Annotated in this window: 11 protein-coding genes and 1 pseudogene; 2 read left to right on the plus strand and 10 right to left on the minus strand. The window is 38.0% G+C overall.

Annotated elements, in window-relative coordinates; all coding sequences use genetic code 11:
* From ACIR131C_RS23270 to ACIR131C_RS0118065, 8 genes and pseudogenes are all read right to left on the minus strand, one after another.
* The coding region (locus ACIR131C_RS23270) for a protein kinase domain-containing protein (RefSeq protein WP_051347616.1) at window positions 1–1279 on the minus strand (1279 nt) is incomplete at its 3' end.
* A 205-nt stretch (window positions 1280–1484) separates the two neighbouring features.
* Window positions 1485–4061 carry a leucine--tRNA ligase gene (gene leuS, locus ACIR131C_RS0118035; RefSeq protein ID WP_028091318.1) on the minus strand — a complete coding sequence of 859 codons (2577 nt, stop codon included), beginning with the start codon at window positions 4059–4061 and terminating at the stop codon, window positions 1485–1487.
* Between the two features lie 223 nt (window positions 4062–4284).
* Window positions 4285–4671 (minus strand): annotated as a pseudogene (locus tag ACIR131C_RS23275) (DUF4351 domain-containing protein); the annotation flags it as partial.
* 36 nt (window positions 4672–4707) lie between these two features.
* On the minus strand, window positions 4708–5595 hold the full coding sequence (locus ACIR131C_RS0118045; protein ID WP_035372445.1) for a c-type heme family protein: 888 nt from the start codon (window positions 5593–5595) through the stop codon (window positions 4708–4710).
* A 59-nt stretch (window positions 5596–5654) separates the two neighbouring features.
* Window positions 5655–7598: a caspase, EACC1-associated type gene (locus tag ACIR131C_RS0118050; protein ID WP_028091321.1), complete on the minus strand. Its 1944-nt coding sequence runs from the start codon at window positions 7596–7598 to the stop codon at window positions 5655–5657.
* The gene (locus ACIR131C_RS0118055) at window positions 7591–7986 is read right to left on the minus strand and encodes a hypothetical protein (RefSeq protein ID WP_028082632.1); all 396 of its coding nucleotides are present in this window, start codon (window positions 7984–7986) and stop codon (window positions 7591–7593) included. Before ACIR131C_RS0118055 ends, ACIR131C_RS0118050 begins: the two co-directional genes overlap by 8 nt.
* Window positions 7987–8219: 233 nt before the next feature.
* Window positions 8220–8684: an anti-sigma factor family protein gene (locus tag ACIR131C_RS23280; RefSeq protein WP_231395495.1), complete on the minus strand. Its 465-nt coding sequence runs from the start codon at window positions 8682–8684 to the stop codon at window positions 8220–8222.
* A gap of 101 nt (window positions 8685–8785) precedes the next feature.
* Complete coding sequence (locus ACIR131C_RS0118065) at window positions 8786–9442, minus strand: sigma-70 family RNA polymerase sigma factor (protein WP_028091322.1); 657 nt, start codon at window positions 9440–9442, stop codon at window positions 8786–8788.
* A 95-nt stretch (window positions 9443–9537) separates the two neighbouring features.
* Between ACIR131C_RS0118065 and ACIR131C_RS0118070 the strand changes: the two genes are divergently transcribed.
* Complete coding sequence (locus tag ACIR131C_RS0118070) at window positions 9538–10242, plus strand: L,D-transpeptidase (RefSeq protein WP_028091323.1); 705 nt, start codon at window positions 9538–9540, stop codon at window positions 10240–10242.
* Between the two features lie 7 nt (window positions 10243–10249).
* Here the strand turns inward: ACIR131C_RS0118070 and ACIR131C_RS0118075 are convergent, their stop codons facing one another.
* On the minus strand, window positions 10250–11113 hold the full coding sequence (locus ACIR131C_RS0118075) for a M23 family metallopeptidase (protein WP_051347619.1): 864 nt from the start codon (window positions 11111–11113) through the stop codon (window positions 10250–10252).
* Window positions 11114–11263: 150 nt separating this feature from the next.
* A complete protein-coding gene (locus ACIR131C_RS0118080; RefSeq protein WP_028091325.1) occupies window positions 11264–12223 on the minus strand; it encodes an AEC family transporter in 960 nt (319 codons plus the stop codon).
* 110 nt (window positions 12224–12333) lie between these two features.
* Between ACIR131C_RS0118080 and ACIR131C_RS27385 the strand changes: the two genes are divergently transcribed.
* On the plus strand, window positions 12334–12462 hold a 129-nt coding region (locus tag ACIR131C_RS27385), incomplete at its 3' end, for a DUF7149 domain-containing protein (RefSeq protein ID WP_423752201.1).

A 12462-nucleotide genomic window follows, 5' to 3' on the forward strand; every position in this document is an offset into this window, starting at 1 on the left:
ATAGGGAATTACCCCGGTTATTCCAAACTTCATTATCATCAGGTTCAATAGCAATAGCTTTATCGTAAGATGCGATCGCTTCTTCGTATTTTTCTAATTCATGTAGGGAATTACCCCTATTAAACCAAGCATGAGTATAGTCAGGTTGAATGGCAATTGCTTTATCAAAAGATGAAATCGCTTCTTCTTCTCTCTGCAAATAGCATAGGGCAAGACCTCGCTTAGACCAAGATTCATAGTAATTGGGTTGAATGGCAATAGCTTTATCGTAAGATGTGATCGCTTCTTTATACTTTTCTAATCTACCTAGTGCATTACCTCTATCATTCCAAAAGTTAGGATTATTAGGTTGAATAGCAATTGCCTTATCAAAGGATGCGATCGCTTCTTCATACTTTTGTAAATCAAATAATTGATTCCCTTCTGTAAACCAATCTTCACTTGATTTATTTTGTAATTTAACAAATCCAAAAAGTTGATTTAATTCTTCTAATGCTTCCTTTGCGTTTTTATAACGTTGTCGCCAATCATAACGCACCATTTTAGTAATAAAATTCTCTAATTTATTACTAACTACAACTAAATTACTCCAAATGATTTCTCCTTCCTCATCTTCTGATAATGTATTCAGAGAAATTCCAGTTAATCCTTCAATTGCTGTCATTCCTAAAGCATAAATATCACTACTCAATTTCGGCTTGCCAAAACCCTGTTCTGGTGGCATATATCCATGAGTACCGACACCTACCGTTTTACTTGTTAAGCCTGATTTCATCGCAATAGTAGTATTAATTTGTTTGACTACTCCAAAATCAATCAATACTAATTTCCCATCTTTGCGTCGCATGATATTTGCAGGTTTAATATCTCGGTGAATCACCTTATTTTCATGGATATAAACCAATATTTCTAAAACATCTCGTAAAAGTTGAATTACATCACCTTCACTCAACTTTTTACCGAGACTGATTTCTTGAGTTAAATCATATCCATCAATAAATTCTTGAATCAAATAAAAATCTTGATCTTGCTGAAAATAGCTGGACAATTTAGGAATTTGATCGTGATTTTGTCCTAATTGATATAATGTTTTTGCTTCCTGTTCAAATAAACGAATTGTATATTGATCAATTTCTTCTGGGTGTAACTTTTTCACCACACAAACCGGTTTAGGAGTCACGGGAATATCTAAATCTTCTGCAAGGTAAGTTTCACCAAACCCACCTTTACCTAGTTGTTTAATAATCCTGTAACGTTGACGGAGGATAGTACCAATCATAGAAAGATATTTTTATAACCCTGATTATTAAATTCTAGCATGACTGAGAATTTTCGTTTTCATATTTAAATATGAAACTTAGCCTAAGATAAAAAATTGTAATAATACGTAAAAGGGGATTGCTATTGTTTGTAGGTTAAGTTACACAGTCGCTAACCTAGCCTACAAACTCTCTGCGCCTCTGCGTCTCTGCGAGAAACAAAAACTAACCCAAAACGAAATTCACCAACTTACCAGGAACAACAATCACCTTCTTGATTTCCTTCCCTTCCAGATAACGCTGTGCCACCTCCGACTCCCGCGCATACTTCTCCAACTCCGCTTTATCAGCTTTTGCAGGAACTGGAATAGAACCGCGAGTTTTACCCATAATTTGAATTACCAAAGTAATTTCATCAACTATCAAAGCCCCAGGATCAAAACTTGGCCAAGGTTGGGTATGGACAGAATTTTTATTCCCCAATAATTGCCATAATTCATCACCAATATGGGGGGCAAAAGGTGCTAACATAATCACCAAAGTTTGAATACCTTCCGCATAAATTGGCGAATTATTGCAATCAGCATCAGTCAACGCATTACTTAACTTCATCAATTCCGAAATTGCAGTATTGAATTGATATTCATCCTGCACATCTTCCGTAATTGCTTGAATTGCAATATGAATGAAGCGACGTAAATCTTTTTCGGATTTTGTCAGTTGTCCGTTGTCAGTTGTCAGTTGTTTTTTACTTGTAGCGTAATCTGTAACCAACCGCCAAACGCGATTTAAAAATCTAAATTGTCCCTCAACATCTGCCTCATCCCATTCTAAATCTTTTTCAGGAGGTGCTTTAAATAAAATGAACATTCTCGCCGTATCAATGCCATATTTATTAATCACATCTTCCGGTGCAACACCATTTCCTTTTGATTTGGACATGGTAGCATAGAGACGTTGTAAAGGTTCGCCAGTTTGTGGATCTACAGGATTATTAGCATCAACTAAATGAGAAGGAATCCATTTATCTTTACCACCTTTTTTCGGGTTCATGTAAGTTAAGCCCTGTACCATGCCCTGAGTTAATAACTTTTGAAATGGTTCATCAAAGTTAAATAAACCTCTATCTCTCAATACTTTAGTGAAGAAACGCGAATACAATAAATGTAAAATTGCGTGTTCAATTCCTCCTACATATTGATCTACAGGCATCCAATCATTTACTTTACCAGAATCAAAAATCTTTTCTTCATTTTTGGCATCAGAATAACGTAAAAAATACCAAGAAGAATCAATAAAAGTATCCATTGTATCGGTTTCCCGTTTCGCAACAGTACCGCAACTTGGACAGGGGACATTTACCCAACTTTCTAATTGTGCTAAAGGTGAACCACCACGGCCACTTAATTCAATATCTTCTGGTAATTGTACAGGTAAATCTTTTTCTGGTACGGGGACAATTCCACATTCAGGACAATGAATCACAGGGATAGGTGCGCCCCAATAACGTTGTCGAGAAATCAACCAATCTCTGAGGCGATATTGTACTCTTAATTTACCAAAGTTTTGTTGTTGGGCAAATTCAATAATGGCTTTTTTTGCATCTATAGAATTTATCCCATTAAAGTCACCAGAATTAACTAAAATTCCCGCTTCTGTGTATGCTGATTTTAAAGTTTCTTCTGCACCAATTTCGGGAACAATCACCACTTTAATTGCTAAATTCTGTTCTTTTGCAAATTTGAAATCTCGCACATCATGGGCTGGTACACCCATTACCGCACCTGTACCATATTCATAAAGTACATAATCTGCAATCCAAATCGGTACTTCTTCCCCAGTAAAGGGGTTAATAACTTGACCCCCCGTAGGAATACCCCGTTTAGGTTTGTCTTCCGCAGTCCGTTCTAACTCGCTTTGGTTGCTGACTTCCTTAATAAAGGCTGCTACCGCTGCTTTTTGGTCTGAAGTTGTCACCACTTGAGTTAAGGGGTGTTCTGGGGCTAATACGACGTAACTCACGCCATAAACGGTGTCGGGACGGGTGGTATAAACGGCGATTTTTTCATCTAAGCCGACAATCGGAAATTCTAAATAAGCACCGGTGGATTTTCCTATCCAGTTGGCTTGCATTAATTTAACTCGTTCTGGCCAACCTGTGAGTTTATCTAAATCATTTAATAATTCTTCTGCGTAGTCGGTAATTTTGAAAAACCATTGACGCAATAATTTACGTTCTACTATTGCTCCACTACGCCAAGAACGTCCCTCATTATCAACTTGTTCGTTTGCTAATACAGTTTGATCAATGGGGTCCCAATTAACTGCTGCTTCTCTTTGGTAGGCTAAACCAGCTTCTAAAAATTGCAGAAAAATCCATTGTGTCCATTTGTAGTAATCAGGAGAACAGGTAGCAACTTCACATTCCCAATCTAAGGATAAACCCAGACGTTGTAATTGTTGCCGCATTTGGGCAATATTTTGATATGTCCATTTCGCAGGGGGTACACCTCTATCAATGGCGGCGTTTTCTGCGGGTAGTCCGAAGGCATCCCAACCCATAGGATGTAATACTCGATACCCTTGCATCCGTTTGAGGCGAGCAATTACGTCTGTAATTGTGTAGTTACGAACGTGACCCATGTGCAAGCTACCGGAGGGGTACGGGAACATGGAAAGCGCGTAGAATTTTGGCTTATTTTGATCTTGAGGCGTTTTATCTAAGCCAAGTTCTAACCATGTTTTTTGCCATTTTTCCTCAATTGCGGCTGGTTGGTATGATGTTTTTTGGGGGGACTCCACAGCTAAAACTCCTAATGCTTTTATCTAGTTTCGCTATTGTGGCATAATTGTAGATATCAGACATTAAGAGTGAAAATTAAATAATTAAATCAGCTATATAGCGAACTGCTTGCAGCAGCGCTTCGCTATCGCACCCTGCAACCTAAGCATCACCCAGAAAATAAGATACAATGGGTAGTGTTACCGCTATTGTTAATAGTACAGAAAAATTAGTAAGTTGCAGCTAATTAATGAAATTATCTTCTAACCAGGTTTCTAAATCTGTAACTGAAGTAAAATCTAACAAAGCTTCTCCTAATTCTTCAAGTTTTTCCACAGTTAACTCTTGAACTTTTTGGATTAATAATGAGTCAATTTCCCCAATGCGACGATTTAATTGACGGATAATTAGACGTTTTTCTTTTTGCAGTCCTTCTTCTAATCCTTCTTGTTTAGCCAGTTCTCTGTCTTGTTGGTAAAGTGGTGCTAATCGCATAATCAACTCCTGATCTTCTGTTTGTGAACTTTGATTAATTTTTAAGTTTTTCTGGAGGTTGTAGAGTAGTTCTAAGGTGATTTTAACGTAAGGTTGATTTAATGGTAACGCAGCTAATTCATCAATGGCTTGTTTTAGAGATATCTTAGATGCTACCAGATCCGCGACTATTCAGGAACGCGGCCTTTTTATGGAAATTTCTAAGGTCGTTTTTACACGCCTGAATGCGTCCGCTAAACGACCTATTTCATCCTTGTATTCATTCTCAAAATTAGCATCCATGTCGCCTAAACTCACGGCCTCTGCAACTTGAGTGATTTGATTAAGAGGTCTAACAATATGTTGTTTCAGCCAGAGGTTGACTAACGATATGGATATAGCAAAAATCGCCATAAAAGTTCCTAGAATGATCAGAAAATTTTGCTTGGCAATTTTATCAACTTTATCAGCAGGGACGTAAATAATTTTAGTGCCGATAACTTTATCCAATTCCCAGCCAAATCCGTTATTGCCAGTATATACACCTTGTTTATATAAAGCCTGTAATGATTTGGGAGATTTTTCCAAACTGGTATGACAACTCAAGCAACTAGTTTGTTTCTGTTGAATTATGATAGGACGGGCTGTATAAAAATAACGATTATTTTCCCCATTCATGGTGCGATAACCTTCAGCTATATTTTTTCCCCCTGGTTTATATTGTTGGCTTAATTTCTCGATAATCTTGATCTCATTTTCGTCAGCTTTATCCTTGATATTTGTCGGGTTAATCATCGCATTTCTATAACGATATTCACCATACTTATCTTGAATAGCATTGGTAAAAATATCAAATACCTTGACCATAGCAACAGAAGGAATCGCTTCTATTAACATTTTCTCTTCTGATTGCTTTTCTAATAAGGGAGTCACTCTCTCCGCGTTATATTTCCGAATAGCGTCCACAGTTGAAATCAGTAAATTAGCTTGTGTATTTACTTCATTTTCAGCATTTCCCAGCAGAATATTATAATAAACCACACCGCTAACAATAATCCCACTCAGAAAAATTGCAAGCATGAGGGTAGTTAGTTTCTTGCTGAGGTTAAAATTTTTGGGTATTAGTGCCAATATTTTCATTATTCACCCCATACAACACGAAAACCAAACAGGTTACAACCGCAAAAACCGGCATCTGCATAAAAACGAAAAGAGGAATGGCAATTTTCAGAAGGAATGAACCAAGATCCTCCGCGCAGCACTCGTCTATTATTGCTATTATTTAGCCACACACTACCATCATCAGGGGCGTTTATATAATCTTCATGCCACCCGTCTTCGCACCATTCCCATACATTGCCACACATATCATATAAACCGAAAGGGTTGGCGGGAAATTTTCCAACTTCTGTGGTTTTTCCCTGATATTTACTATCATAATTGGCTAATTCTGGGGAAATTGTTTTCCCAAAATAGAATGCTGTGGTTGTTCCTCCACGACAGGCATATTCCCATTCTGCTTCACTAGGTAAGCGATAGGCTTTATTTGTTTTTTGCGAGAGTCTGGCACAAAATTCTTGGGCTTCATACCATGATAGACCCTCAACAGGTAAATTCTCACCTTGAAACTGTGATGGTTCAGGTTCTAAATTAATGTTTACTTTGGGTAAAGCCGCTACAATTCGCCATTGTTTTTGTGTGATTGGATATTTACCCATGAAAAACCCATAAACTGTAACTTGATGTTGTGGACTTTGAGATTTGTCGTAACCTTCCTCATTTTCTGGAGAACCCATTATGAAAGTTCCTCCGGGAATATTTACCATTTCTAGAAATACACCATTTCCTATGTCTTCCGTAAAATACTTCCCACTTTTAGGAATATATTTAATTTCCGGTTTTCTTACAAGACCCAGTAATTGACTTTTTAAACTTATCTCAGCGGTTTCAAACTCAAAAGTTTTTAACTGATAACCAAATTTGTTTTTTTCTGCTTCTGCTTCTCGCTGTTTTTGATATTCTGCTTCTTTACCAGATGTAATTTCTAACTCAATAGATGCTACATCTTCATCTCTCAAACCTAAAACATCTTGGCGATAATCTTTTAATATCTTCAAAGTTTGTTCATTTAAAGGATATTTCTGCTCGACTTCTTCTGCAAAATATTGTTGGTAACTTTTTAAATTTACTAACCGTCTCCGAAAAGGTTCTAAAACTTCTCTTTCTATTTCCTTGGCTACTGCATCTGTAATTCCCAAAGTTTTCCGTTTTTCTGTTAGAACTAAAATAGCAACTTTTTTTAGTTCACCATTTTGAGTATATTTTTCAACTAATTTACGATACTCTACTTCTGGATTTTTAGGAGTATAAGCCAATAAAATATCATATCCTTCCTTATCCAGAATAATATCTGGTTTCATATTAGGTTTTACAGCTTGGACTTTTGCTTTAGCGTAAGCGTGTAGTTCTTGAATATGAATTTTACCATCACTATCATTATCTGCTGCACCTGTCTCAATTCCCTCAACTAAATATTGAGTATAGAGTGAAAGTGTTGCACCTTCTTGTGTAAAAGAAGTTTGAGTTGCACCAGAAGATGTCATCACAACTCGTCCTTCTGCACCTAATTGTTTTTTGATATCTACACCAATACTTTTTGTGTGCCAACCATTAGCAAAAGCACCACTGTAACAAGCATCTAAAATTAAAACTTGTCGTTTAGAATAACAATTTCTCGACTGCGCTTGAATAAAATTTCCATCTACAGCGGTAGCTTCAAAATTATCTTTAGCCGTATTGCAAGTTGCTAAATAGAGATGATTATCGTCATTAATCATCCCATGTCCAGAAAAAAAGAATAATAATAAGTCCTCTTTTTCTGCATTTTTAAACAGATTGAGAATTGCTATTCTCATAACTTCTGAATTAGGGTTGAGTAGTTTTTCTACCTGTGTAAAGTTTCCTAAGTTCGGATTTTTTAAAACTCGTTCCATAGCCTCTACGTCATGAAGGGGAGATGATAGAGGTGGGATACTTTCACCATACTCGCTAACTCCAATCAATAAAGCGGTTTTTTTAACCATTGTCACCACTGATTGCAGCTAATAAGTTTTTTGCTATTTTTTCAGTTTCTAGCAGTTCTTGGGGGCTTTTGGCCTCGATAATGACTTCTTTATCACCGACCTTGACACTAACTTTTATGGGTTTATCTCCCAAGCGATCGCTCAAAAAGCTTAAAAAACCTTTAATATTTTGTATACTTACTTTAGCGGTAATAAATCCGATTAAAGTAGCAAATCCTGGTTTACTGCCTGGTTCTGGGTGCATATCTTCGCTAAAATATGCTTTGTCCACTTCATCTAAATCTCGCAATTCCCGCAGTAGATTACCGGCTATTTTTTGTCGTCTGTCATCATCTAATTCTGGGTAATCAACAGCAAAAGTAACCTGAATTGTGCGATCATTGGTCATATTTACCTCCACAGTGCCATTATGTCCTGTTTGCGTCGTCTTGATGGCTATTTTAGTAGTGATCGCTGTTTTAGCATACTCTAGGGTAAACTTATGGCAATATTGCCAACTTTATGGAATCGGCCGTAAAATAGACTATGAATGAGTAAAAATAGGAAAAAGTCCAAAATTAGACATTTATTTCCTAAATATTTATATAATTTAATTATTTAATTGAGGTTATTAACTGGCTTTTATTTGGGAGCTATTGCTGTTTTCGGAATTTCCATGACTGGTTTGTTTAAAGCTACCATTAAAGAAGAATCAGAGATGGCTGGCTGTGTCACTGCTGGTGTTAATTCTGTCGTTTCTGCCATTTGTAGTATTCTGGATGAGTTACCGGGGAATAAAGTGGAAACTGTACCCAGAATACAAGCTGCTAAGGCTGCCCCACCAAAGATCCAGGCTAGGTCGTAGGGTCGCTTAACACGCTTCAATACTTGCTCAATTGTGGTTTCTGATGACTGATTAGTTGGGGGAACGGGTATGTTTTGCAACCCTTTTCTAAGATTTAATAGTCTTTTATATAAGCATTTAAAGGAATCATCCGTTGATAACCATTCCTCTACCTGCTTACGTTCACTAGCGGTTACTTCACCATCCAGATAAGCACTTAATAACTCGAAACAATCGCGTTTTTGGATATCCATATTACTCATTGATTCGTTTTTGCTGCTCAATAGCAGAAAATATATATTTTCGCTGACAGTCGTTAATACTTCTTAAATTCTGCCAGAGAATTGAGGAAACATGATGTAGATTATATATCTAGATAGCTTTGTAACTGAGTTTGTAATCTAGATCTGGCTCTGGCTATTCTAGATTTCACAGTTCCTAAAGAAACTCCGGTAAGTTCCGCAATTTCTTCATAAGAGAGGCCTTCTATTTCTCTAAGGATAATAGTAGTCCGAAAAGCTTCCGGTAAATCCGCGATCGCTTCTCGCAACTGCTCATAAAATTCTCTTGTAGTCATTTGCTCATCTGGACTTGGGGTATCACCAGCAATTTCCCAATCCATTTCACCATCTTCTAGACTGCGGGGGGCATCTAGTGAAAGAGGACTGGCTACCCGTTTACGCTTACGTAATTCATCATAAAACAAATTAGTGGCAATACGACTTAACCAACCCCGGAACTTGGTAGGTTCTTGTAATCGGCTAATATTTCTATATACACGAATCCAAACTTCCTGGGCTAAATCGGCTCTGTCAGACCAATCAGGGGCTAAATGATATAAAACTCGATCAACTTGGGTTTGATGACGACGTAGTAGTTCTGCAAAGGCGGCACGGTCTGGACGCAATCCGACTTGACAGCGTAGAATAAGATCGTGGTTTGAGAGTTTGTCAACTTGCACCGATGCTGCTGGGTAGGTGGCACCAACTGTTGACCAGGATACACTAATGGATTGACTCATGGGTCGGATTGGCTTTAAATCAAATCACTCTTCCCGAGAAGACTGGATAATTAATTAAAAGTTCCCCAAGGGTGACGGACGATAAATAATAGGCGATAGCAATGGCAAGAAATGAATCTGTAGCGAGTATGATTATGTTTCTCTGTTTCGGTGCAGCAATTTTATCTCTAGCTGTCCACTTGCAAACCATGAGAAAAACAGGAACAGGGGAGTTAAATTATTCCGGGTCTACAGGGGTCTATCCGCAGGATTCACTGATGACTGGGGAGAGTGCAATTGCGGCTTCTGTACCTACCTCTCCCCAAAAATCTGGGACAATTAAGTTAAATTCTGATCAGAAAAAACCTCAGTCAAGTTTAGCTGGTATTGTCAGTAAAATTAACAATACCAGCCCAGCCGTAGCAGCATCGGACACGACCCAAGTTCTAGTAGATTTAAGCGATCGCCGTGTTTATGTTTCTCGATATGATCAGGTAATAGCTAGTTACCCTATCGCTATTGGTAAAAAGGGTTGGGAAACACCCACCGGCAATTTTAAAGTTATGCACAAAGAACATCATCCCATTTGGCGACATCCCATTACAGGTGCTATCTTTGACGGTGGTACTAATAGTCCTTTGGGGGATAGATGGATTGGTTTTTGGTCAGATGGTCGCAATGAAATTGGCTTTCATGGTACACCAGATGTTGATTTAGTGGGAGCGGCTGTTTCTCATGGTTGTCTGAGAATGCGTAATCCTGATGTACGGATGTTGTATAGCCAAGTTTCTTTAAATACACCTGTATTAGTCCGTGATTGAATTAGGTTCATTTAATTTCCTGGGATTTCCACGGTAATGGGTCAACTGATTGTCCGTTTACATACAAGCCCCAGTGCAAGTGGGGTCCGGTAGATGCACCGGTTGAACCTACTGTACCAATTTTTTGACCAGCTTTGACAAAATCACCTTCTTGAACATTTATACTACTCAGGTGCATGAAAATACTGACTACTCCTTGACCGTGATCAATGCCGATAACATTACCATGAACTCGGAAGCCTTGGGATACTGTCCCCACTAGGGCAACTCTTCCCGCTGCGGGGGCTGTTACAGATGATCCTGCTGCTCCTGCGTAATCCAGTCCACGATGGTAGTAATCATTGGCAAATACGCCATTGTAGTAGCGACGGACACCATATCTAGTAGATGTTCTCCCGGCGTTGGGGGTGAGAAAAACACCGTTCCAGTATTTTTCCGGTGTCTGGAGAGCTTTAAATTCTGCTACTCGCTTTAGTTCCTCCTGGGTGGCTTTTACTCCTGCTTTACCTGGTGGTAAGGTGATGCGTTGAACTGGGAATTTGCGATCGCGCACTTGTATGGATAGTTTTTGTTCCTGTCCCTCCTGGGACACTCTAATTGTTCTCACTCCAGCTTTTTCTAAGGGAGTTGTGGGAATAAAGGAACGGTATTGACGAGGTGCAATTTCAAAAGTTGGATAGGTTTTTTCGCCAATTATCACTGTAGGATTACTAAGACTTTTTTGGGCATCTGCCTCAATTAATACTGAAACTGTATCTCCCAATTGGGGATTTTTAGGCATGATCTCTACTTCTAAAGCCTTGGCTGGTAAGCCTAAAGCCATGGGAATGGCAGTAATTATGCCCAAGAGGATCTTAATACGGTTGCTCATTGTCAGAATTAAAATTAAAGGATTAACAGGGTAAAAACAGGATTTAAGGCTTTTCCTGAACGGGGAGAGGTTTATCGGAGGGGTTTTGTCATGTTTGTAACTCCACAATGTGACTGGAATTTTTTCCCAGTCAAATATTAAATCATAAATTTAGCCAAACCAAATTAACCACAGAGGTAGAACTAAAAATAACCCAATAAAGGTTAAAGCAATGCTGCTGACTAATAAATTCCGATCTAAGTCGTAAACTTCCGCTAAAATCAGTACGGAAAGTCCTGTGGGTGTCCCTGACATAAGTACCAAGACTAAACGCTGTTCGTCAATCATACCTGCATAAGTCGCACCTAATCCCACTAATAAGGGGATAATCAAAACTTTAAGAATGCTGGCTATTATAGCAATATCCAGATTTTGATATTCTTTTATTGTTCCTAGTCGCAAACCAACCAGCAACAAAGCGAGGGCAATTACCACCCAAACAGCCTGATTTAAACCTGATTCAATGACTGCGGGTAATTGCACAAATTGGGTATTTAAGCCAATGAAAAACGTCCACAGACTGGGAACGGTAGCTATATCTCGCAATTGTATCCACCAATGATTTTCCGTGGCTCTCTGTCCAAAATAACTAGCAATTAAGACAGCAATTCCATAAGTACCAACAACATTATTTGTGACGCTAAATAATACTGCTGAATCGTTATTTTCTGGTCCTGTTAGCACTTGTGTTAGTGTTAGTCCAACAAAACCAGTGTTTCCTAAAATTGTTGCCAAAATAAAACTACCTAAACTGGCTTTTCTTAAAGATTCGGGTACTTCTACGCTTTTTTGCTCTGCCTGGATTTTATTAAACCATTGCCAAAACCACCAAGTCAATAGCGCTAAAACTAGACTTAGTAGTAACACTGCTAATCCTATAAATGGTATTAATCCGCCATTTGTCGTATTAGTATGACGAGCTAATATTAATAATTGTAGTGGCACTCCTACCCAGTATAGTGACTGTCCTAGCCACTTAGCCAATTTATCGGAGCTAAATCGAGATAATATTAGACCTAACCCTATCCAAGTAAATAGGGGAGTATAAGCTTTGAATAGGGTTTCAATCATGATCAAGTGGTTAATTTTTTTGCCCGCTTTATAAGTAATTATAGTTGCAAATCATGAGTTACAATACTTGTTACCAATAATAATCCCAATAATAATCAAAGTTAAAACTAATGATAGGAAATAAAACACAACCCAGGGAATCATTAAATAAAGCATTTCTGAAAATCAATCCTTTTAGAAATGATATTGAAACTTTCAAAAAACATTTAAAAAACCTAATTGCAAAAATTAACGAATCT

Origin of the sequence: Dolichospermum circinale AWQC131C, assembly GCF_000426905.1 — a bacterium.
GTDB lineage: Bacteria > Cyanobacteriota > Cyanobacteriia > Cyanobacteriales > Nostocaceae > Dolichospermum > Dolichospermum circinale.

Coding starts and splice junctions, on each gene's coding strand:
- ACIR131C_RS0118080 (WP_028091325.1), bottom strand. CDS start 12,223: ATGATTGAAACCCTATTCAAAGCTTATACTCCCCTATTTACTTGGATA.
- ACIR131C_RS0118045 (WP_035372445.1), bottom strand. CDS start 5,595: ATGCTTGCAATTTTTCTGAGTGGGATTATTGTTAGCGGTGTGGTTTAT.
- ACIR131C_RS0118055 (WP_028082632.1), bottom strand. CDS start 7,986: ATGACCAATGATCGCACAATTCAGGTTACTTTTGCTGTTGATTACCCA.
- ACIR131C_RS23280 (WP_231395495.1), bottom strand. CDS start 8,684: ATGAGTAATATGGATATCCAAAAACGCGATTGTTTCGAGTTATTAAGT.
- ACIR131C_RS0118065 (WP_028091322.1), bottom strand. CDS start 9,442: ATGAGTCAATCCATTAGTGTATCCTGGTCAACAGTTGGTGCCACCTAC.
- ACIR131C_RS0118050 (WP_028091321.1), bottom strand. CDS start 7,598: ATGGTTAAAAAAACCGCTTTATTGATTGGAGTTAGCGAGTATGGTGAA.
- ACIR131C_RS0118075 (WP_051347619.1), bottom strand. CDS start 11,113: ATGAGCAACCGTATTAAGATCCTCTTGGGCATAATTACTGCCATTCCC.